The 19,842-nt window shown below is 72.7% G+C and carries 22 protein-coding genes; 12 read left to right on the top strand and 10 right to left on the bottom strand.

Features of this window, described 5'->3' with window-relative positions; all coding sequences use genetic code 11:
* Window position 1: 1 nt before the first annotated feature.
* Window positions 2–898 (top strand): ribokinase, encoded by an 897-nt coding sequence (locus tag AB0F61_RS07745; RefSeq protein WP_357804881.1) that lies wholly within the window; start codon window positions 2–4, stop codon window positions 896–898.
* A gap of 11 nt (window positions 899–909) precedes the next feature.
* On the opposite strand, the gene ftrA is transcribed toward AB0F61_RS07745, so the two are convergent.
* Window positions 910–1,938, bottom strand: coding sequence for a transcriptional regulator FtrA (ftrA, locus tag AB0F61_RS07740; RefSeq protein ID WP_357804878.1), 1,029 nt, complete (start codon window positions 1,936–1,938; stop codon window positions 910–912).
* A gap of 70 nt (window positions 1,939–2,008) precedes the next feature.
* Between ftrA and AB0F61_RS07735 the strand changes: the two genes are divergently transcribed.
* Window positions 2,009–2,467: a rhodanese-like domain-containing protein gene (locus AB0F61_RS07735; RefSeq protein WP_357804876.1), complete on the top strand. Its 459-nt coding sequence runs from the start codon at window positions 2,009–2,011 to the stop codon at window positions 2,465–2,467.
* Between the two features lie 24 nt (window positions 2,468–2,491).
* Here AB0F61_RS07735 and AB0F61_RS07730 read toward each other — a convergent pair whose 3' ends face one another.
* The 3 genes from AB0F61_RS07730 to AB0F61_RS07720 all read right to left on the bottom strand — a co-directional run bounded on the left by AB0F61_RS07730 (window position 2,492) and on the right by AB0F61_RS07720 (window position 4,352).
* Entirely contained in the window at window positions 2,492–3,220 is a 729-nt protein-coding gene (locus tag AB0F61_RS07730; RefSeq protein ID WP_357804871.1) for a hypothetical protein, read from the bottom strand.
* Between the two features lie 61 nt (window positions 3,221–3,281).
* Window positions 3,282–3,761, bottom strand: a complete 480-nt coding sequence (locus tag AB0F61_RS07725) for a DUF6232 family protein (RefSeq protein WP_357804865.1) — start codon at window positions 3,759–3,761, stop codon at window positions 3,282–3,284.
* Window positions 3,762–3,872: 111 nt separating this feature from the next.
* Window positions 3,873–4,352, bottom strand: a complete 480-nt coding sequence (locus AB0F61_RS07720) for a DUF6232 family protein (RefSeq protein ID WP_357804860.1) — start codon at window positions 4,350–4,352, stop codon at window positions 3,873–3,875.
* Between the two features lie 97 nt (window positions 4,353–4,449).
* Between AB0F61_RS07720 and AB0F61_RS07715 the strand changes: the two genes are divergently transcribed.
* The 4 genes from AB0F61_RS07715 (at window position 4,450) to AB0F61_RS07700 (ending at window position 8,912) form a co-directional block, all read left to right on the top strand.
* A complete protein-coding gene (locus AB0F61_RS07715) occupies window positions 4,450–5,223 on the top strand; it encodes an enoyl-CoA hydratase-related protein (protein WP_357804856.1) in 774 nt (257 codons plus the stop codon).
* 120 nt (window positions 5,224–5,343) lie between these two features.
* Window positions 5,344–6,966: an acetolactate synthase gene (locus tag AB0F61_RS07710; protein WP_357804852.1), complete on the top strand. Its 1,623-nt coding sequence runs from the start codon at window positions 5,344–5,346 to the stop codon at window positions 6,964–6,966.
* Window positions 6,967–7,134: 168 nt separating this feature from the next.
* On the top strand, window positions 7,135–8,106 hold the full coding sequence (locus tag AB0F61_RS07705) for an ATP-binding cassette domain-containing protein (protein WP_357804845.1): 972 nt from the start codon (window positions 7,135–7,137) through the stop codon (window positions 8,104–8,106).
* On the top strand, window positions 8,103–8,912 hold the full coding sequence (locus tag AB0F61_RS07700; protein WP_357804840.1) for an ABC transporter permease: 810 nt from the start codon (window positions 8,103–8,105) through the stop codon (window positions 8,910–8,912). Before AB0F61_RS07705 ends, AB0F61_RS07700 begins: the two co-directional genes overlap by 4 nt.
* Here the strand turns inward: AB0F61_RS07700 and AB0F61_RS07695 are convergent.
* Genes AB0F61_RS07695 through AB0F61_RS07680 form a run of 4 tightly spaced genes read right to left on the bottom strand, consistent with a single transcriptional unit; the run spans window position 8,896 to window position 13,363 of the window.
* Window positions 8,896–12,228 carry a BTAD domain-containing putative transcriptional regulator gene (locus AB0F61_RS07695; RefSeq protein ID WP_357804836.1) on the bottom strand — a complete coding sequence of 1,111 codons (3,333 nt, stop codon included), beginning with the start codon at window positions 12,226–12,228 and terminating at the stop codon, window positions 8,896–8,898. The two genes, AB0F61_RS07700 and AB0F61_RS07695, sit on opposite strands and share 17 nt — an antisense overlap.
* Window positions 12,225–12,641 carry a PLD nuclease N-terminal domain-containing protein gene (locus AB0F61_RS07690; RefSeq protein ID WP_357804831.1) on the bottom strand — a complete coding sequence of 139 codons (417 nt, stop codon included), beginning with the start codon at window positions 12,639–12,641 and terminating at the stop codon, window positions 12,225–12,227. Before AB0F61_RS07690 ends, AB0F61_RS07695 begins: the two co-directional genes overlap by 4 nt.
* Window positions 12,642–12,668: 27 nt before the next feature.
* Window positions 12,669–12,974 carry a DUF202 domain-containing protein gene (locus tag AB0F61_RS07685; RefSeq protein ID WP_357804825.1) on the bottom strand — a complete coding sequence of 102 codons (306 nt, stop codon included), beginning with the start codon at window positions 12,972–12,974 and terminating at the stop codon, window positions 12,669–12,671.
* Window positions 12,971–13,363 carry a DUF202 domain-containing protein gene (locus tag AB0F61_RS07680; protein ID WP_357804821.1) on the bottom strand — a complete coding sequence of 131 codons (393 nt, stop codon included), beginning with the start codon at window positions 13,361–13,363 and terminating at the stop codon, window positions 12,971–12,973. Before AB0F61_RS07680 ends, AB0F61_RS07685 begins: the two co-directional genes overlap by 4 nt.
* Before the next feature lie 42 nt (window positions 13,364–13,405).
* On the opposite strand from AB0F61_RS07680, the gene AB0F61_RS07675 reads away from it, so the two are divergent.
* The 4 genes from AB0F61_RS07675 to AB0F61_RS07660 all read left to right on the top strand — a co-directional run bounded on the left by AB0F61_RS07675 (window position 13,406) and on the right by AB0F61_RS07660 (window position 16,556).
* Window positions 13,406–14,203, top strand: coding sequence for a GNAT family N-acetyltransferase (locus AB0F61_RS07675; RefSeq protein ID WP_357804817.1), 798 nt, complete (start codon window positions 13,406–13,408; stop codon window positions 14,201–14,203).
* Window positions 14,200–14,613 carry a hypothetical protein gene (locus tag AB0F61_RS07670; RefSeq protein ID WP_357804813.1) on the top strand — a complete coding sequence of 138 codons (414 nt, stop codon included), beginning with the start codon at window positions 14,200–14,202 and terminating at the stop codon, window positions 14,611–14,613. The genes AB0F61_RS07675 and AB0F61_RS07670 overlap by 4 nt, the downstream gene beginning before the upstream one ends.
* Window positions 14,614–14,801: 188 nt before the next feature.
* On the top strand, window positions 14,802–15,581 hold the full coding sequence (locus AB0F61_RS07665; RefSeq protein ID WP_357804808.1) for an electron transfer flavoprotein subunit beta/FixA family protein: 780 nt from the start codon (window positions 14,802–14,804) through the stop codon (window positions 15,579–15,581).
* A 15-nt stretch (window positions 15,582–15,596) separates the two neighbouring features.
* A complete protein-coding gene (locus AB0F61_RS07660; RefSeq protein ID WP_357804801.1) occupies window positions 15,597–16,556 on the top strand; it encodes an electron transfer flavoprotein subunit alpha/FixB family protein in 960 nt (319 codons plus the stop codon).
* Between the two features lie 98 nt (window positions 16,557–16,654).
* On the opposite strand, the gene AB0F61_RS07655 is transcribed toward AB0F61_RS07660, so the two are convergent.
* Together AB0F61_RS07655 and AB0F61_RS07650 are read right to left on the bottom strand one after the other, a co-directional pair.
* Window positions 16,655–17,512, bottom strand: coding sequence for an anti-sigma factor (locus tag AB0F61_RS07655; protein WP_357804797.1), 858 nt, complete (start codon window positions 17,510–17,512; stop codon window positions 16,655–16,657).
* A complete protein-coding gene (locus AB0F61_RS07650; protein WP_357804792.1) occupies window positions 17,466–18,068 on the bottom strand; it encodes a sigma-70 family RNA polymerase sigma factor in 603 nt (200 codons plus the stop codon). The genes AB0F61_RS07655 and AB0F61_RS07650 overlap by 47 nt, the downstream gene beginning before the upstream one ends.
* 230 nt (window positions 18,069–18,298) lie before the next feature.
* On the opposite strand from AB0F61_RS07650, the gene AB0F61_RS07645 reads away from it, so the two are divergent.
* The gene (locus AB0F61_RS07645; RefSeq protein WP_357804786.1) at window positions 18,299–19,129 is read left to right on the top strand and encodes a DUF4397 domain-containing protein; all 831 of its coding nucleotides are present in this window, start codon (window positions 18,299–18,301) and stop codon (window positions 19,127–19,129) included.
* Window positions 19,126–19,779: a class F sortase gene (locus AB0F61_RS07640; RefSeq protein WP_357804779.1), complete on the top strand. Its 654-nt coding sequence runs from the start codon at window positions 19,126–19,128 to the stop codon at window positions 19,777–19,779. The genes AB0F61_RS07645 and AB0F61_RS07640 overlap by 4 nt, the downstream gene beginning before the upstream one ends.
* Window positions 19,780–19,842: the final 63 nt, after the last annotated feature.

The following is a 19,842-nucleotide window of genomic DNA, read 5'->3' as shown; positions in this document are numbered from 1 at the left end:
AGTGCCGCAGACCCGGGTTGCCGTGGTGGGCAGCGCCAACATGGACCTGGTCGCGATGGCGCCCGCGCTGCCGCGGGTGGGCGAGACCACGCTCGGCACCGACTTCGTGATGGTGCCCGGCGGTAAGGGCGCCAACCAGGCCGTCGCCGCGGTCCGGGCCGGGGCCTCCTGCGCCTTCCTCGGCGCGATCGGCTCGGACGCCTTCGGTGTCACCCTGCGGGCCCGCATCACCGCGGCCGGGGTGGACACCAGCCAACTGCGCGTGGTCTACGGCACCTCCGGCGTCGCGCTGGTCATGGTCAACGCCCAGGGTGAGAACGCCATCATGGTCACTCCCGGCGCCAACGACGCGCTTGTCGGCCTCACCGAGGAGGAACTGGCCACGGTACGCGGGGCGGACGTCCTGGTCGCCCAGCTGGAGATCCCCGTGCAGACCGTGACGGCCGCCGCGGTGGCCGCCCGCGCCGCCGGCACCCGGGTCATCCTGAACGCCGCCCCGGCCCGGGACCTACCGCCCGAGCTGCTCGCCGCCGTGGACGTCCTGGTCGTCAACGAGGGCGAGGCGCAGACGCTCACCGGCCGCGGCCGGGAGGACCCGCGGGCGCTGCTCGGCCTGACCCCCCGGGCCGTGCTCACTCTCGGCGGCGAGGGCGCCCGGTACGTCGACCGTGACGGCACCGACGTGCACGTGCCGGCGGTACGGGTCGACGTGGTCGACTCCACCGCCGCCGGTGACGCGTTCACCGCCGCGCTTGCCGTGGGCTGGGGCGAGGGGCGCGACCTGGTCGACGCGGTGCGCTGGGCGTCGGCGGCCGGCGCGGCCTGCGTCCGCAAGCTCGGTGCCTCGGTGGCGCTACCGCACCGCGCCGAGATCGACGAGCTGTACGCGCCGGCCTGAGCGCGCCCGCGCTACGCTGGCGGGCCCGCGCCGGTCCGGAAGGCCCTGCGGTACGCGGACGGCGAGGTCAGCATCAGCCGACCAAAGTGGTGTCGGTAGGTGACCGGCGTGTCGAAACCCACCGAGCGGGCCACCTGCTCGACCGGGGCGTCCGTCTCCTCCAACAGGGTGAGGCTGACGCGGACCCGCTGGTCGATCAGCCAGCGGATCGGGCTGGTCCCGGTGGCCTGGGCGAAGTGCCGCAGATAGGTGCGGGGCGACATGTGCGCCTGACCGGCGAGTTGGGCCACGGTCAGCGGCTCGGCGAGATGGGTGAGCGCCCAGTCGATGCTGCCCGCGATCCGGTCGTCGTCCGGGTCGGCGGGCACCGGCGCCTCGACGAACTGGGCCTGCCCGCCGTCGCGGTGCGGCGGGATCACCAGCCGCCGGGCGACCGCGTTGGCGATCGCCGCGCCGTGGTCGTGCCGGATCACGTGGACGCAGAGATCCAGCCCGGCGGCGCTGCCGGCACTGGTGAGCAGGTCTCCGTCGTCGAGATAGAGCACGTCCGGGTCCACCTCGACCCGCGGGTAGCGCCGTGCCAGCAACTCCGCGTACCGCCAGTGGGTGGTGGCCCGCCGGCCGTCGAGCAGCCCGGCACCGGCCAGCGCGAACGCGCCCGAGCAGATCGACATGATGCGGGCACCGCCACGGTGCGCCTGGCGTAGCGCGCTCACCAGCTCGGGTGACGGGTCGCCTGTCACATCCGGCACGCCGGGCACGATCACCGTCCGCGCTGCCGCCAGTTCGGCCAGGCCGTGCGGGGTGTGCAGGCTGGCCCCGCCGACCACCGGCACCGGCCCTGGCCGTTCGGCGCAGACCACCAGGTCGTACCAGTCGACGTCGAACTCGGGCCGGGGCAGCCCGAACACTTCGGTGACGATGCCGGTCTCGAACACCGACATTCCCGGGTACGCGAGCACGGCCACCCGGTGCGCCGCTGTCGGCCGTCGGGGCGTCGGCAGCAGGCGGGGGCGGGTAGCCGTGGGCCGCGTCAACATGGCGGGATCCTAGCGCAGGGCGTCGTCTCCGCCACTCGCTCCGGCCGGGCGCACTGGCGAGGATTGGTGCATGACCTTCACCTTCGCCGTTCCGCCGGCCGATCCGGCCACCGCCGTGGCCCACTACCGCACCCGACTCAGCGTCGAGACCGACGTCAGTGACGTGCACTCCGACCTGTCAGCCCGTACGCCCGCTCTGGTGGTGGTCGACTCCCGGGGCGTGGCGGCCTGGGAGCAGGGGCACCTGCCGGGCGCGGTGCACCTGCCCACCGCAGAGATCGCAACCCGGGCGGCGGAGCTTGTCCCCGCCGGCTCGGCGGTGGTCACCTACTGCTGGGGGCCGGGCTGCAACGGCGCGGCCCGCGCGGCGCTGGAGTTCGCTCGGCTCGGCTACCCGGTGAAGGAGATGCTCGGCGGGTTCGAGTACTGGGTGCGGGAGGGGTTGCCGGTGGTGACGGAGGCCGGACTGGTCCGACGCCCGGTCGACGCCCTGACCGCACCGATCGCGACGATCACCTGCGACTGCTGATCCGCCGGCGCGGCGGGCGAGGGCTCAGCCGGCCGGCTCGTCGGCGAGCTTCTCGCCGCGCCGACGCAGCATGCCCAACCCGGGAATGCCGGCCACGGCGAGCTTGAGGTCACGGGTCACGTCGAGCAGGTCGTGCAGATCGGGCCCGACCCGGTCCAGGGTGGCCAGGATCGGCAGGATGTCGGCCGTCAGGTGCTCCCTGAGCTTGGGCAACTCGTCGATCAGGTGGATCGCGGCGCTGATCTCCTCGTGGCTCAGCTCCTCGACGAACTTCCGCGCCATCGGCGCGGCCCGGCGCAACGCCGGCTCGTACGCCGCCAGCAACTCGGCGGCGGTGGCCGCGGCCTCCGCCGCGGTGTCCACGGTGGCGGCGGCCTTACCGGCCACCTTGTCGGCCTCGGCGACCACCGAGCTGGCCGACCGGGACACCCGGTCGGCGTCGGCGACCACCACGGCAGCGGCGGCGGCCACCTCGGTGGCGGTGTCGATGGCGGTGGTCGCGGCGGCGCTGATGACGGCCACCTCGCGGACCGCCGCCTCGGCGTCGACCAGCACCTGGTCGGTCCGGTCCAGAGTCGTCTCGATCCGGTCCACCACGCCGTTGATCCGGGCCAGCAGCGCCTCCACCCCGTCCAACACCGCGAACGCGCGGGCGGGCACGGCGGCGAACGAGGCGGCCGAGCCGAGCGCCTGGTCGAGAGCGGATCGGGTCAGACCGACCACGGCGGTAGGGGTGGGGAGGGGAATCGCCATGGGACCAAGTGTGCGTCGGCGGCACCACAACCGCTCGACGGTGGCGTGGCAGCGGCGAGCATCAATGGCCTCCCTGCTGTTCGACGGCACGCTGCACGGCCCGGTAGATCTGCCCGAACCGCAGCGCGTCCGGGGTGCGCACCAGCAGATCCTCCCGGCCGTGGTGCTGCACCCACAACTCGTGCACGTGGCTGCCGCGCTCGTAGGAGCGGTCCAGCCAGCCGAGCGGGATCTCCAGGAACGGCAGCGCCACCAGCGCCCCCACCGCACAGGCGGCGAGGATGATCAGCGCCAACTGCCAGTTGCCCCGGTCCTGAGCCGACCAGGCCAGCGACAGCACGCAGACCACCGCGACAAGCGGCGGCAGCGACAGCAGCAGGACCAGGACGCCGCGACCCAGCACACGGCCGCGTACGGCGAGGGTCTTCTGCCCTCGCGCGTGCCAGACGAACGTCACGTCGGACAGGGCGATCACCTGACCACCCGCCCGGATCGACTCGGAGGTCACCTGCACCGCGTCGTCCCGGTAATAGAGGGTCATCACTAAGCCTAACCACCGGCGGGCAACTCGCGCCTCGTCCGGACCCCGTCACTCGGCCTCTCTGGCAGCAGGTTCGACGAAGGCGGTTCGAGGGTTGGGTGGTGGAGAGGGCTAGCGGCGGGTGCCGGGGCGGGCCGGTTGGCTGTGCTCGACGGCGCGCTGCACCGCCCGGTAGATCTGACCGAAGCGCAACGCGTCGCCGGTGCGCAGCAACCGCACCGGCTGGCCGCGCCAGCGGGCCCAGATCTCCAGTTGGCGGCTGCCCCGGGCGTACGAGCGGTCCAGGTGCTCGAAGAGGAAGTCGGCGACCGGCCCCACGGCCAGCCCGACCAGCACCGACGCGCCGACGATCGCGATCGTCACGGTGGGTGAGCGGTGCAGCCAGACGGCCACGCCGACGCCGAGCACCGCCGCGACCAGCGGACCGGCCAGGGCTGCGCCGATCGCGCCGCGCCCCACCAGGACGCGCCACGAACGGCTGCCGCGGCGGTGCCAGATCATGGTGATGTCGGTGAGCGCGTAGCTGCGACCGTCGGCTCGGAAGGTGGTGGAGGTGACCTGCACCGACCTGTCGTCGTAATACGTGATCATGGCTGGACTCCCGCCCGGGGGGCTGACACCACACTACTTACCCCAACGAGCAGGGTCGTAAGGTTGGCACGCGACTTCGACGAGGAAGTGAGGCAGCGTGGGCGAGTTCGTTCGGCTGGAGACCAACGGCGGCATCGGCACGATCCGGCTGGAGCGGCCGCCGATGAACGCACTCAACACCCAGGTGCAGGAGGAGTTGCGCGCCGCCGCGGCGGCGGCCACCGCCGACCCCGAGGTCCGCGCCGTCATCCTGTACGGCGGGGAGAAGGTCTTCGCCGCCGGTGCGGACATCAAGCAGATGGCCGAGATGTCCTACGTGGACATGGTCGACCGGGCGCCGAACCTGTCCAGCGCCCTCGGCGCGATCGCCCGGATCCCCAAGCCGGTGGTCGCCGCGATCACCGGGTACGCCCTCGGCGGCGGCTGCGAACTGGCGTTGGCCTGCGACTGGCGGGTGGTCGCCGAGGACGCCAAGCTCGGTCAGCCGGAGATCAGACTGGGCATCATCCCCGGTGCGGGCGGCACCCAGCGGTTGGCCCGCCTGATCGGCCCGGCCCGAGCCAAGGACCTGATCATGTCGGGGCGGATGGTGGACGCGCAGGAGGCGCTGCGGATCGGCCTGGCCGACCGGGTCGCCCCGGCCGCCGAGGTGTACGACACGGCCGTGGAGATGATCACCCCGTACCTGACCGGGCCGGCGCAGGCGCTGCGGGCGGCGAAGCTGGCGGTCGACGGCGGCCTGGACATGGACCTGAACTCGGGCCTGGCCTGGGAAACCCAGCTCTTCGCGGCGCTGTTCGCCACCGACGACCGGCGTGAGGGCATGACGGCCTTCGTCGAGAAGCGCAAGCCGGACTTCAGCGGCCGCTGACCCGTCGGTCCACCCTCCGGCTGCCCCTGACCTCGGTGGCGTCCCCGGCCGGGACCACTGTCGGACGGCCAAGTGACTGGCCGGTAACCTGTGATCCCGGCCACGGACGATGGGAGCGACATGACGGAGCGGATCGAGGGCCACGGCGGCGAGTTGGCGCTCGCGGCCCTACGCGCGCACGGCGTACGGGAGATGTTCACACTCTCCGGCGGGCACGTCTTCCCGCTCTACGATGCCGCGTACAAGACCGACTTCCCGATCTACGACGTCCGGCACGAGCAGTCCGCTGTCTTCGCCGCGGAGGCGGTGGCCAAGCTCCAGCGCCGCCCCGGCCTCGCCGTGCTCACCGCCGGGCCCGGTGTCACAAACGGCATCTCCGGTATGACCAGCGCGTTCTTCAACGCCTCCCCGGTGCTGGTGCTCGGCGGGCGCGCGCCCGCGTTCCGCTGGGGCTCCGGCAGCCTCCAGGAGATGGACCACCTGCCGTTGGTCACCCCGGTCACCAAGCACGCCGAGACGGTGTTCAGCACCGACGACATCCCACGCGCCGTGGGTGCCGCACTCACCGCCGCGCTCACCCCGCACCGTGGCCCGGCCTTCCTCGACTTCCCGCTGGAGACGGTCTTCTCGGTCGCCGAGGTCGACCTGCCCGCCGTGTCGGGCGTCGACCCGGTCGTGCCGGACCCGGAGGAGGTCGGCCGCGCCGCCCTGCTCATCGCCGGGGCGCAGCGACCGGTCATCATCGCCGGTTCCGACGTGTACGCGGGCAACGCGGTCGCCGCACTGCGCGAGGCGGCCGAGGCGTTGCAGGTGCCGGTCTTCACGAACGGCATGGGCCGCGGCTCCCTCCCGCCGACGCACCCGCTCGCGTTCGCCAAGGCCCGCCGGGCCGCGCTCTCCGGCGCCGACGTGGTCGTGGTGGTCGGCACCCCACTTGACTTCCGGCTCAGCTTCGGTGACTTCGGCGACGCCAAGGTGGTGCACATCGTCGACGCGCCGAGCCAGCGGGCGACGCACGTGCAGCCGGCCGCCGCCCCCGCCGGCGACCTGCGCCTGATCCTCTCGGCGCTTGCCGACCACTCCGGTGACCGGGCCGACCACAGCGACTGGATCGCCGACCTGCGCGTGGCCGAGGACGCGGCGAAGGCCCGGGACGCCGCCGAGATGGCCGCCGAGACCGACCCGATCCGCCCCGCCCGCATCTACGGCGAGCTGCGTCGGGTGCTGGCCCCGGACGCGATCACCATCGGCGACGGCGGCGACTTCGTGTCGTACGCCGGTCGCTACCTGGAGCCGGCCCAGCCCGGCACCTGGCTGGACCCGGGCCCGTACGGCTGCCTGGGCACCGGCATGGGCTACGCGATGGGCGCCCGGGTCAGTCACCCGGACCGGCAGATCTGCGTGCTGATGGGTGACGGTGCCGCCGGCTTCTCACTGATGGACGTCGAGTCGCTGGTCCGACAGAAGCTGCCGGTGGTGATCGTCGTCGGCAACAACGGCATCTGGGGGCTGGAGAAGCACCCGATGCGGGCCATGTACGGCTACGACGTGGCCGCCGACCTCCAACCGGAACTGCGCTACGACACGGTGGTCAGCGCGCTCGGTGGGGCGGGGGAGACGGTCGCCAAGGCCGCCGACCTGGGTCCGGCACTGCAACGGGCGTTCGACGCCGGAGTGCCGTACCTGGTCAACGTTCTCACCGACCCGACCGACGCGTACCCCCGGTCGTCGAACCTGGCCTGAGTCGCACCCGCCGCCGCCGTCGCCCGTCCGCGGGCGGCGGCGCGGCGTCTTCCCGCAGCTAAATCAGCGGAAAGTCAGCTCCTGTCGTCGTAACGTCAGCGCGGGAACGGCGGGATGTCAGCCCTGTCGCCCACAGTGGTGCCACCACTGACGACGACAGGAGATCCGATGGACCACGCGATCCGCGCCGAGGGTCTGGTGCGGCGTTTCGGCGCCACCACCGCCCTCGCCGGAGTTGATCTGGAGGTTCCGACCGGAACCGTCTTCGGTCTGCTCGGGCCCAACGGCGCCGGCAAGACCACAGCGGTGCGGGTGCTCGCCACGCTGCTGCGGGCCGACGAGGGGCACGCCACGGTGGGTGGCTTCGACGTGGTGCGCGACGCGCACCAGGTGCGCCAGTTGATCGGGCTGACCGGCCAGTACGCCTCGGTCGACGAGAGCCTGACCGGCGCGGAGAACCTGCTGCTGATCGGTCGGCTGCTCGGGCTGAGCAGGGCCGACGCCCGGCAGCGCGCCCGCCAACTCCTCGCCGACTTCGACCTCAGCGACGCCGCCGACCGGGCCGCCAAGACCTTCTCCGGTGGCATGCGTCGCCGGCTGGACCTCGCCGCGAGCCTGGTCGGCCGGCCGCAGGTGCTCTTCCTGGACGAACCGACCACCGGCCTGGACCCGCGCAGCCGCAACGACCTGTGGGACATCGTCCGCACCCTGGTCTCCGACGGGGTGACGGTGCTGCTCACCACCCAGTATCTGGAGGAGGCCGACCAACTCGCCGGTGAGATCGCCGTCGTCGACCACGGCCGGGTCATCGCCCAGGGCACGCCGGAGGAGCTGAAGTCCAAGACCGGTGGTCAGACCCTCACCGTCCGGCCGGCCGACAGCTCCGACCTGGGCATCGTCACCGCCATCGTCGGGGAGGTGTCCGGTGCGGTCCCCGAGGTGGCCCAGAGCGCCGTCACCGTCGCCGTGAACGATCCGGGCGTCCTGCCCGCAGTGGTCAGTCGCCTCGACGCCGCCGAGATCGCGGTCGCCGAGCTGGCACTGCGCGGCGCCAGCCTGGACGAGGTCTTCCTCTCACTCACCGGTCACCGGGCCGAGGACTCGCCGGCCGACACCGACCTGGAAAGGACCCCGGCATGACCGCCGCCACCGTCCCCGCCTCGCTGGCCCCGACCCGCCGGGTCAGCCCGGCGGCAGGGCTCCGACACACCGTCACCCTGGCCTGGCGCAGCCTGGTGCAGATCAAGCACAACCCGATGGAACTGCTCGACCTGAGCATCCAGCCGGTCATGTTCGTGCTGTTGTTCACCTATGTGTTCGGCACCGCCATCGCCGGATCGTCAACTGAGTACCTCACCTTCATGCTGCCCGGCATCATGGTGCAGAACGCGCTGTTCGCCACGATGACGACCGGGTTCGGGTTGAACAACGACCTCACCAAGGGCGTGTTCGACCGGCTCCGGGCGCTGCCCATCGCCCGGTGGGCGCCGTTGGCCGGCCGGATCCTCGCCGACACCGTCAAGCAGGCCTGGTCGATCGCGCTGCTGCTGGGTGTCGGGTCGATCCTGGGTTTCCGGGTCGGCAACGGGCTGCTCGGGGTGGTCGGGGCGTTCGCGGTGCTGCTGGCCTTCACGCTGGCCGCGTCGTGGATCTCGGTGCTGGTCGGCGTGCTCGTCAGCGAACCGGACAAGGTGCAGATCTTCGGCTTCACGGTGATCTTCCCGCTGACGTTCACCAGCAACATCTTCGTACCCACCGACCGGATGCCGGGCTGGTTGCAGAGCTGGGTGGAGGTCAACCCGGTGACCGTGGTGGCCGACGCGCTGCGCGGGCTCCTGGTCGGTGGCCCGGTGGCCGGCCCGGTCCTCCAGACGCTGCTCTGGGGCTCCGGCATCGCGGTGATCTTCGCGCCGTTGGCGGTGCGCGCGCTCAGGCGTCGAGTGTGACCCGCAGCAACTCCGGCACCCCGTCCGACCGGATGTGCCGGCCGCCCGCGTACGCCTCGGTGAACTCCGACTCGCCGAGCGCCGCGCGGGCGGCCAGCGCCACCCGGATCGCGTCCAGCGCGCCCCGGTCGTCACCGCCGCGTACCCCGTCGGCCGCGCCGAGCACCGTGGCCGCCACGGCCGGCCGGCCGCTGCGCAGGGCGAGGTCCGCGTAACCGACAAGCGTGATCGCGACCACCGGCGCGTCGCCGGAGGCGAGCGCCAGCTCCAGGGCCTGGTCCAGGTGGGTACGGGCGACCGCCAGCTCCCCCTGAGCGGCAGCGACGTGCCCGAGCGAGGTGGCCAGCATGGCACTCCACTGCGGCGCGATGCTCCGCCGCCGGACCAGCTCCGCCGCCCGATCCGCCCAGCGGGCGGCCTGCTCCCAGTCGCCGCAGTCGCGCAGCAGCTCCGCCCAGACGTGGGCGATGCCGGCCCGCGGTTCGTCGGCGCCCAGCCGTTCGGCCTCCGCCTGCGCCTCGGTGAGCAGCGTGCGGGCCAGCTCGTGCTCGCCCACCTGCCAGTACAGCTGAGCCAGGCGGGACCGCATCTGCGGCACGTCCTCGGCGGCGCCCAGCTCCTCGACGTCGCGCAGGGCGGCGCGGAGCTGGTCGATGGCGACGTCCCGATCGCCGGTCCGACCGGCCAGCTCGGCGAGGGAGAAGCGCGTGGTGGAGAGGCCCCACCGGTCCCCGACGCCGCTGAACAGCTCCAACGCGGCACGGAAGTCGTCGGCCGCGCTCTCGGCCGGCGCGCCCAGGTTGAGCTGGGTATGGCCGTGCATCATGCGGGCCGCCCCGGCCACCCACGGGTCCTCGTCGGTAAAGAGCCTCCGCAGCGCGGCCAGCCCCTGCACCTGCGTCGCCGGGTCGAACATCAGGGTCATCGCTCCGGCCATCCGCAGCAGGGGCGAGTCGGCGCCGCCGTCGGCAAGCGTCACCACCCGGCCCATCCAGACCTGGGCCGTCTCGAAGTCGGCGTGGGCACTGAGGGTGTTCAACGCCCCGGCCAGGTACGCGGTCGCCAGCGCGGTCGCGGTCGGTGCGCCGTCGTTCCCGCCCGGCCGCCCGACGGACCGTTCGGCCAGGGCGAGCACCTCCCGGGCGAGGTCCGCGCCCTCCAGTCGGTTGCCGCGCGACCACCAGTACCACCCGAGCGCGCCGGTCAACCGGACCGCCCTGGTGACCTCGTCGGCCCCGATCGCCCAGCGCAGCGCACCATGCAGATTGTCGTGCTCCGCGCGCAGGCACCGGACCCAGCGCAACTGGTCCCGACCGCGCAGCTCCCGGTCGGCCCGTTCGGCCAGCTGGAGGAACTCGTCGGCGTGTGCCCGCCGGACCCGCTGCTCCTCACCGGCCTCGCCCAGCCGGTCGAGCCCGTACTCCCGGATCGTCTCCAACATCTGGTAGCGCGGTTCGCCGGCATCGCTGGCGATCACCAGCGACTTCTCCACCAGGGCGAACAGCCGGTCGAGCACCTCGGGCGCGGCCAGTTCGCCGCCACCGCAGACGCGCTCCACGGCGGCCGCCGTCGCGCCGCCGGTGAAGACGGCGAGTCGCCGCCACAACGCCCGGTCGGCATCGTCGAGCAGGTCCCAGCTCCAGTCCACCACCGCGCGCAGCGTCTGGTGGCGGGGCAACGCCGTCCGGCTGCCGCCGGTGAGCAGCCGGAACCGGTCGTCCAGCCGGGTCGCGACCTGCTCGGCCGTCATGGCGCGCAACCGGGCGGCGGCCAGCTCGATGGCGAGCGGCATGCCGTCCAGCGACCGGCAGATGCCCACCACCGGCCCGACCGTGCGCTCGTCCACCTGGAAGTCCTGTCGCACCGCGGCGGCCCGGTCGGCGAAGAGCCGCACCGACGGGTACGTCAGCGCGGTCACCGGGTCCGCACCCACGGGCGGCTGCTCCAGTGACTCGACGGGGTGCAGCGCCTCGCCGGTGATGCCCAGCGGCTCCCGGCTGGTGACCAGCACCCGCACGTCCGGGCAGGCGGCGAGCAGCCGGTCGGCCAGCTCGGCGGCGGCGTCCAGCAGGTGCTCGCAGTTGTCCAGGACCAGCAGCGCCCGCCGGCTGGCCAACGCGTCGATGGCCCGGACGGTCGGCTCGGTGGCCTCCCCGGGTGGGATCCGGGATTGGCTGCCGGCGAAGAACGCCTGCTCCCGGAGGCCGAGCGGGCCCAGCAGCGCCTGCGGCACCTCGGCCGGGTCGGTCACCGGGGCCAGCTCGACGAGACAGACCCCGTCCGGGAACCGCGCCGCCACCTCGCGGGCGGACTCGATCGCGAGTCGGGTCTTGCCGGCGCCCCCGGGCCCGGTGAGGGTGACCAGCCGAGCCCGGTCGAGCAGGGCGCCGACCCGGTCGACGGCCGCTTCCCGGCCGACGAAGCTGGTCAAGGCGGTCGGCAGGGCGCCCCGGGCGCGGGCCGCCGCCGACGGTGCGGGCGCGCTGCCCGGCGCGCTGTCGGCGTCGGGCGGGGCGGGGTCGACCCGCTGACCGCGCAGCACCGCGAGGTGCAGGGCGGTCAGCTCCGGCCCGGGATCGGCGCCGAGCGTGTCGGCCAGTTCGGTGCGGAGCCGCTCGTACGCGGCGAGCGCCTCGGACGGGCGGCCGGCCCGGTGCAGGGTGCGGATCAGCTGGCCGGCCAGTCGCTCCCGCAGCGGGTACGCGGTGACCAGCTCCCGCAGCCAGGGCACCAGGTGAGCGGGTTCCTCCACCGCCGAACGGGCCTCGATCAGCTCCTCGATGGCGGTGAGCCGCAGCTCCTCCAGCCGGGCCAGCGGGGCGCGGGTGAACGGGGCGCCGGCCACGTCGGCCAGCGCTGACCCGCGCCACAGCGCGAGCGCCTCCTCGAGCAGTTTGCGGGCAGCTCCCGGGTCGGCGGGCAGCAGTGCCCGGCCGGCGAGCACAGCGGCTTCGAACCGGTGCAGGTCGACGGCCTCCGGGCCGAGGGTGAGCTGGTAGCCGCCGGGACGCGCGTCTACCGGAAGCCCGGGCACGGCCCGGCGGAGCCGGGAGATCAGCGCCTGGAGCGCGTTGCCCGCGGCGGCCGGTGGCTCGTCCTCCCAGAGGGCGTCGACCAGGTGCGCGACGCTGACCACCCGGCCGGGCGCGAGGGCCAGCAGGATCAACAGCCGGCGCAGCCGCGCCCCCTGGATCTCGATCGTGGTCGATGGATCGACCCGGACCTGCAACGGGCCGAGCAGACTGATCTGTACTCCGCCGATTGTGCCGCCCGCCGGGTCGGACGCCGGCAGCGGCGCGGCCGGGCTGGTGCTCACACCTCCGGCCGGTCACCCTCGCGGGGCGGCTCACCGTCGCGCCGGCGCAGGTCGTCCTCGCGCCGGCGCAGGTCCTCCTCCCAGCGGCGGAAGAGTTCCTGGTCCTGCTGCTTGGCGCGGTCCTGCACGGAGCGGAGGAACTCCGGGTCGTCGTCGGGGGCGACCGGCCGGGGGCGCTGCCGCTCGGGTGAACCGGGGCCGCCGGGCCAGCTCCTAGAGGCGCCGGAGCTGGGCTCCCGGCCGGCGACGAACCAGGCGATCGAGCCGACCAGCGGGAAGAACAAGATGATCAGCACCCAGGCGATCCGGGGCAGGGCGTGGATCTGGCCCTCCTCGGCGGAGAGGCAACTGATCAGCGCGCAGACGGCGAGGACAATCTGCGCCAGGAAGAGGAGAGCGTACAGCCGGACCATCCACCCATCATGGCGCACCCGGTCTCGTCACCACAGTCCGCGAAGCACCAGCAGCACTCCCAGTAACGCGAGCCCCACGGTGCCCACCGCGACCAGCGGCAGGGTCCGACCGCCGGTGCGGGCCACTCCGGTGCCGGTGCCGCGGGGCCAGCAGAGCACCAGCAGGGCACCCCAGAACAGCACGGCAACGCCGGCGATCAGCGCTCCGGTCAGACCGTCGGCCGCGGCCAACCGGACGGCGAGCGCGGTCACCACCGTCACCGTGAGCAGGGTGCGCCGCCAGGCCAGACGGGTGCGCTCCGGTTGCAGCCCGGTGTCGCGTCCGGTGCTCACCGCCCGCCGATCGCCCGGACCAGGACGGCGATGACCAGCAGCACCGCGCCGGCACCGACGGCCAGGGCCAGGATGGCGGGAAACCGGGACGCGGGCAGCTCCTGACCGAGCCGGATGGCCCGTTCGGTACGTGCCCAGTGGTCCACGGCGCGGATCGCGACCGCCCCGCCGAGCAGCAGCAGCGCCACCGCGATCACCTCCCGCAGGTGGCTCATCGGCAGGGATGGCAGGAACTGCGCGGCGGCCAACCCGCCGCCGACCAGCGCCAACCCGGTGCGCAGCCAGGCGAGGAAGGTCCGTTCGTTGGCCAGCGAGAAGCGGTAGTCCGGCGGTTCACCTACCGAACCCAGCTCCGCCGGGTCGAACCACCGCCTGATCGCCGCCCACACGCTGGGAGAATATCCGCTTCCCATTCCGCTTAGCCTGACTCGGTGACTGATCTCGACGTGATGACCCTGCGTGCCGCCTACGACAACCAGCTCCGCCCGGAGATCCCCGACCCGGTCCCGGCCGGCGTGACGGTGGAGCGCGACGGCCCGTTGGTCCGCATCATCGGGCTCGACGCCGGCGGCTTTCTCACCTACCGCGACCTCGGTGGACTGGCCGGGGAGGCGCTTGACGACTTGATCGCCCGGCAGGTGCGGCTGTTCCGCGAGCGCGGCCAGTCGGTCGAGTGGAAGCTCAACGAGCACGACGAGCCGGCGGACCTGGCCGACCGGTTGCGCGCCGCCGGCTTCGTGCCGGAGGACCGGGAGACCGTCGTGGTCGGGCCGGTCGCCCCGTTGGCCGCCGCGCTGCCGGTCACCCCCGAGGGGGTACGCCTGCGTGAGGTGACCTCTCACGCCGACCTGGAGCGGATCGCCGCCATGGAGGAGGAGGTCTGGCAGGCGGACCGCTCGCACCTCGTCACGGGTCTCGCCAAGGAAATCGACGCCGACCCGAACTCGATCACCGTCGTGGTGGCCGAGGCGGACGACACGGTGGTGAGCGCCGGCTGGGTGCGGTTCCCGGCGAACACCGGCTTCGCCACCATGTGGGGCGGCTCGACCCTGCCGCAGTGGCGGCAGAGGGGCATCTACCGGGCGCTTGTCAACTACCGGGCACGGCTGGCCGAGCAGCGGGGTCGGACGCTCATGCAGGTCGACTGCTCCGAGGACAGCCGGCCGATCCTCCAGCGGCTCGGCCTCGTCCCGGTCACCACCACCACCCCGTACGTCTACACTCCGTGATCATGGGGCAGCGGTTGACGGACGAGGAGCGGTTGACGCTCAAGACCGGTGCCTTCGGTGCCGTCTTCCTGGTCTCCAACGCCGACCCGGGGGTGCTGGGGGTGATCCGGGAGAGCGTCGCCGCGTCCAGCGCGCTCGCCGACGCCAGCGGGATGGTCAAGGAGGCCCTCACCACCGGTCCGCTGCCGCGGCTTCCCCGGGACTCGCAGTTGGAGATCGAGTCGGTGGTGCTGCCGGCGCTGCGGCACGCGGTGCGGATCCTGCGTGACAAGTCGCCGCAGGACGTGGACGCGTACCGCTCGCTGGTGCTGGCGGCGGCGGACCGGGTGGCCCGGGCGCACGCCGGGGTGGCACCCGCCGAGGCGGCGGCCATCGACCAGATTCGGAGTGCGTTGGCCGAGCCGGCCTGACCGGCCGGCCGCCGGTGAGCTGTGTCACTCTGAGTGCCCCGGGGAGCGCAAGCTACCGGCAGGTAACATTGCGCCGTGGGCAACTGCACAAGAGCCCGCGGTTGACCTGGCGTCGACCGACGCGCGACGCTGCGCCCCAGACCGGGCGAGCGAATCGCATCACCACACAGGAGGGTCGTCGAAGCGCGATGAATATCGTCGTACTCGTCAAGCAGGTGCCTGATTCGGGCGCGGACCGCAACCTGCGCAATGACGACAACACCGTCGACCGCGGTTCGGCGAACAACGTGATCAACGAGATGGACGAGTACGCCATCGAGGAGGCGCTGAAGATCAAGGAGGCGCACGGCGGCGAGGTCACCATCCTGACCATGGGTCCGGACCGGGCGAGCGAGTCGATCCGCAAGGCGCTCTCCATGGGCCCGGACAAGGCCGTGCACGTGCTGGACGACGCCCTGCACGGATCCTGTGCCGTCGCCACCTCCAAGGTGCTCGCCGCCGCGCTCGGTCAGCTCGGCGCTGACCTGGTCATCTGCGGTGCCGAGTCCACCGACGGCCGGGTCCAGGTCATGCCGCACATGATCGCCGAGCGGCTGGGCGTCGCGGCGCTCACCGGCGCCCGCAAGCTCACCGTCGACGGCAGCACGCTCACCGTCGAGCGGCAGACCGAGGAGGGGTACGAGGTGGTCACCGCCGCCACCCCGGCCGTGGTCTCCGTCTGGGACACCATCAACGAGCCGCGCTACCCCTCCTTCAAGGGCATCATGGCCGCGAAGAAGAAGCCGGTGCAGACGTTCTCCCTGGCCGACCTGGGCGTCACGCCCGCCGAGGTGGGCTTCGACGGCGCCACCAGCGCCGTCGTCGAGCACACCAAGCGCCCCCCGCGCTCCGGCGGCGCCAAGATCACTGATGAGGGCGAGGGCGGCGTCAAGCTTGTCGAGTTCCTCGCCACCGAGAAGTTCGTGTGAGAGGGGGGTTCTGACATGTCTGAGGTTCTCGTCGTCGTCGAAGCCACCAAGGAATTCGGCGTCAAGAAGGTCACCCTGGAAATGCTCACCCTCGCGCGTGAGCTGGGCAGCCCGAGCGCGGTGGTGCTCGGCGGCGCTGGCGCCGCCGAGGCGCTGAGCGGCAAGCTGGGGGAGTACGGCGCGGAGAAGATCTACGCCGCCGAGGGTGACGAGATCGACGGCTACCTGGTGGCCCCCAAGGCCACCGTGCTCGCCGAACTGGTCCAGCGGGTACAGCCGGCCGCCGTGCTGCTGGCCTCGGCCCAGGAGGGCAAGGAGATCGCCGCCCGGCTCGCCGTCAAACTGGACAACGGCATCCTGACCGACGTGGTCGGCCTCGACGCCGACGGCACCGCGACCCAGATCGCCTTCGCCGGTTCCACGATCGTCAAGTCCAAGGTCACCAGGGGCCTGCCGCTCGTCACCGTCCGGCCCAACTCCGTCACCCCCGCCCCGGCGGCGGCCACCCCGACGATCGAGCAGCTCACCGTGTCGGTCACCGACACCGACAAGCTCGCCATGGTCGTCGAGCGGGTCGCCGAGCAGAAGGGCTCCCGCCCCGAGCTGACCGAGGCCGGCGTGGTCGTCTCCGGCGGTCGCGGCGTCGGCAACGCCGACAACTTCAAGCTGGTCGAGGAGTTGGCCGACCTGCTCGGCGGCGCCGTCGGCGCGTCCCGGGCGGCCGTCGACTCCGGCTTCTACCCGCACCAGTTCCAGGTGGGCCAGACCGGCAAGACGGTCTCCCCGCAGCTCTACGTCGCGCTCGGCATCTCCGGTGCCATCCAGCACCGGGCCGGCATGCAGACCTCGAAGACCATCGTCGCGGTCAACAAGGACGGCGAGGCGCCGATCTTCGAGCTGGCCGACTTCGGTGTGGTGGGTGACCTGTTCAAGATCGTCCCGCAGGCCGCCGAGGAGATCCGCAAGCGCAAGTGACCCTCTGCCAAGAGGAGTGGCCGCCCCCGTCGCGGGGGCGGCCACTTCTTCTGGTGGGGAGCTGATCGGCGGGCCGGGGAGCTGAACCGGCCCGCCGATCAGCCCGTCAGGGTGCCCCTCAGCAGGCTGTCGCCGGAGTGGCGGGTGTTGTTGTCGTACTGCTCGGCGGAGACGTCGACAACCGAATAGCTGGTCAGGTCGACGTTCGGGGGCAGGGGCAGCAGCGCGTCCGAACCGCCGCCCAGGGTGCCCACCGAGAACATCTCCATCGTCGTCGGATTGATGAGCCAAACCTCGTAGTACCCCGGGACGCGCGGGAGATTCGCCACATGCAGATGTAGTTGGCCGTCCCGCAGAACCCGGGCGTCGCCACTGGCCGCCGGAGGCGTCGACCCGTACGCCGCCAGCGGCGCGCTCGCCACCACCACAGGCGTCGGAGTGGGCGCCGGATCGTCCGGCCGCAGCACGGAGAAGGTGCCCACCACGCCGACCGCCGCGGCGGCAGCCGCGGTCACGGCGGTGGCCGCCCAGCGCGACCAGCCAGCCCCCCGGCGGGACCGGCGCGCCGAATCCAGCCGGATCACCGGCGGCTCACCCGTCGTGCCAGCGGGCTCCGCGGCCGTCACGGCGGTGGCCTGCCCGATCGTCGTGTCGTTGGTCTGCTCGGCCAGGGTGCCGCCGGCCTGCCCAGGGACCCGCTGCGGACGTGTCTCGGCCCGTGACGGCTCGGCCCCCACCGCCCCGACCTGCGCGACGATGCCCTGCCAGACGTGCTCCGGCGGGTCCGGCAGGTCGGCCAGACCCTGCGTCTCGGTGCCGAGGCCAGCCACCTGCTGCAGGGTCGTCACCTCTGCACGGCAGAGCGCGCAGGTGTCGAGGTGGGTGCTCTCCCCGTTGTCCGCCCCGCTCTCACCGAGCGCCAGAAAAACCAGCCGCTCGTGGCCCAGGTGCTGCACCGTCCACCTCCCATCTGCGTTTCAAGCTCGCCATGCCGCGCCGGATGTGGCTCTTCACGGTGCCCAACGGCACTCCGGTCACCGTGGCTATCTGCTGGTGTGTCAGGTCGTCGTAGAAGGCCAACTCAAGCATCCGTCGCTGGTCGTCCGGGAGACGAGCCAGCTCGTCGGCGATCACCAACCGGTCCACCACGCGGTCCGGGTCCGGGCCGGCGGGTTTCGGCTCCGGCAGTTGCCGGACCGTCTCCACCACCCGGGTCTCCCGGGCCGAGGCGCGCATCCGGTCGATCACCTTGCGCCGGCCGATGCCGAGCAGCCAGCCGATCAGCGATCCCTTGGCCGGGTCGAAGGTGTCCCGACCCAGCCAGGCGGCGACGAACGTCGCCTGGGTGACGTCCTCGGCGTCGGCGCGGTTGGCAAGCATCGAGGTGGCCAGGTGGAACACGGCCCGACCGTACCTGTCGTACGCCTCGCGCAGCGCCACGTCGTCGCCCGCGCGGAAGCGGAGGTCGAGGTCGTCCACCGGGGGGTCCGGTTCCTCGTGCGGGGCCGTCATCGGGCGGCTCGCCTTCGATGGGGCATGCCCGACTGTAGCTGCCACAGTCTCCGCCCCACTCTCCCGATCGATGTCATCTCAGCAGCTCTTCGCCTCGCGACCCCGGTTCGGATGCAGGCCGGGCCGAAAAAGAAAAGTGCCTCCGGTCCGCATCCGCCCGCCGGGACGACGGCGTAACCCGTTCTGCAAGCCAGGCCTGACGAATCAGCACCAATCACCAGGAGGCAGACATGCAGTTCTCGTACCTGCGTCGGGTCGCGGCGGGCGGCGCGGTCGCCGCGCTGGCCTTCGCCGGAGTCGGCGCGCTCACCGCCACCCCCGCGTACGCCGCCACGTCGAAGGTCTCCGTCGTACACGGCATCCCGGACACCCCGGTCGACGTCTACGTCAACGGCACGAAGACGCTGGAGAACTTCAAGCCGGGTGACGTGGCCAGCCCGCTGAACCTGGAGGAGGGCGACTACGACATCGCGCTCACCAAGCCGGGCGAGCCGATCGGCAGCGCGATCCTCACTGTCGACAACGCGGCAGTGCCGGGCGGCGCGAACATCAGCATCGCGGCACACCTCGACGCCGCCGGCCAGCCGAAGATCACCCCGTTCGTGAACGACGTCTCGAAGGTCGACGCCGGCAAGGCCCGGCTGATCGTCCGGCACACCGCCGCCGCACCGGCGGTGGACGTCCGCGCCGGCGGCACCCCGGTCTTCCAGGGCCTCACCAACCCGAACGAGGCCAAGGGCGACGTCGACGCGGGCAACGTGAAGGCGGACGTGGTGCTGGCCGGCACCGACACCGTGGCCATCGGCCCGGCGGACCTCAACCTCAAGGAGGGCACCGCGACGATCGTCTACGCGATCGGCTCCGCCGAGGGCAAGACCCTCGGTGTGGTGGCGCAGACCATCACCGGCCTGCACTCCGCCCCGGGCGGCGTGCCCAGCGGTGACGGCGGTCAGGCCGGCACGGGCGTGGGCACCTGGTGGTACGCGCTCACCGGTGCCGGCGTACTCCTGCTGCTGGTCGGCGGTGTGCGGATGGCGACCGCGCGGACCGGTCGCACGTGACGGTGCGCAACCGCGGCGCGCTGGCGGCCCTGGCCGCCGGCGTTGCCGCGCTCACCGTCGCCGCCGTGGTGGCGTGCGGCTCCCGGCCGGCGGGGAACGTGGGTGCCGAGGAGGCGAGCACGCTGGCCGGCACCCCGGCGACGACCGCCGGCGCTCCGTCGGTTCCGGTCACCGTCGGTGAGCTACCGGGCGACGCGGCGGTCGTCCCGCCGGTACGGCTGGTGATCCCGGCAATCGACGTCACCGCCACCGTCAACGCGGTCGGCATCAACGAGCGGACCAACGAGTTCGAGGTGCCGCCGAGCGTCGACCAGATCGGCTGGTACCGCTACGGGCCCGGCCTGGAGGCAACCGGTGGTTCGGTGGTCATCGCCGGTCACGTGGACAGTGCCAGGCAGGGCAGGGGGGCGTTCTTCCGGCTCCGGGAACTCGACCAGGGCGACACCCTGACCGCGACCGGCAGCGACGGCACGGCACGGCGGTACCGGGTCGTCGCCCGGGAGGAGTACGCGAAGACCAGGATCCCGCTGGACCGGTACTTCGCCCGGGACGGCAGACCACGGCTGACTCTGATCACCTGTGGCGGGCCGTTCGACGCCAGGGCGCGCAAGTACCGCGACAACATCGTCGTCACCGCGGTACCCGCCTGACCGGGGCCGCTGCCAGGGCCGGGGTGGGAAATACCACCCCGGCCGTCGCGCCGGGTCCCCTCC

This window comes from Micromonospora sp. NPDC023888, from assembly GCF_040639415.1.
Taxonomy (GTDB): domain Bacteria; phylum Actinomycetota; class Actinomycetes; order Mycobacteriales; family Micromonosporaceae; genus Micromonospora.
This window is presented reverse-complemented; position numbering and strand designations above follow the sequence as displayed.

Excerpts from the sequence above, each read along its gene's own strand:
- AB0F61_RS07725 (WP_357804865.1), bottom strand. The coding sequence starts at position 3,761 with ATGACCCTCTATTACCGGGACGACGCGGTGCAGGTGACCTCCGAGTCG.
- ftrA (WP_357804878.1), bottom strand. The coding sequence starts at position 1,938 with ATGTTGACGCGGCCCACGGCTACCCGCCCCCGCCTGCTGCCGACGCCC.
- AB0F61_RS07660 (WP_357804801.1), top strand. The coding sequence starts at position 15,597 with ATGTCTGAGGTTCTCGTCGTCGTCGAAGCCACCAAGGAATTCGGCGTC.
- AB0F61_RS07720 (WP_357804860.1), bottom strand. The coding sequence starts at position 4,352 with ATGATCACGTATTACGACGACAGGTCGGTGCAGGTCACCTCCACCACC.
- AB0F61_RS07665 (WP_357804808.1), top strand. The coding sequence starts at position 14,802 with ATGAATATCGTCGTACTCGTCAAGCAGGTGCCTGATTCGGGCGCGGAC.
- AB0F61_RS07645 (WP_357804786.1), top strand. The coding sequence starts at position 18,299 with ATGCAGTTCTCGTACCTGCGTCGGGTCGCGGCGGGCGGCGCGGTCGCC.
- AB0F61_RS07690 (WP_357804831.1), bottom strand. The coding sequence starts at position 12,641 with ATGGTCCGGCTGTACGCTCTCCTCTTCCTGGCGCAGATTGTCCTCGCC.
- AB0F61_RS07700 (WP_357804840.1), top strand. The coding sequence starts at position 8,103 with ATGACCGCCGCCACCGTCCCCGCCTCGCTGGCCCCGACCCGCCGGGTC.
- AB0F61_RS07730 (WP_357804871.1), bottom strand. The coding sequence starts at position 3,220 with ATGGCGATTCCCCTCCCCACCCCTACCGCCGTGGTCGGTCTGACCCGA.
- AB0F61_RS07705 (WP_357804845.1), top strand. The coding sequence starts at position 7,135 with ATGGACCACGCGATCCGCGCCGAGGGTCTGGTGCGGCGTTTCGGCGCC.
- AB0F61_RS07710 (WP_357804852.1), top strand. The coding sequence starts at position 5,344 with ATGACGGAGCGGATCGAGGGCCACGGCGGCGAGTTGGCGCTCGCGGCC.
- AB0F61_RS07650 (WP_357804792.1), bottom strand. The coding sequence starts at position 18,068 with ATGACGGCCCCGCACGAGGAACCGGACCCCCCGGTGGACGACCTCGAC.
- AB0F61_RS07735 (WP_357804876.1), top strand. The coding sequence starts at position 2,009 with ATGACCTTCACCTTCGCCGTTCCGCCGGCCGATCCGGCCACCGCCGTG.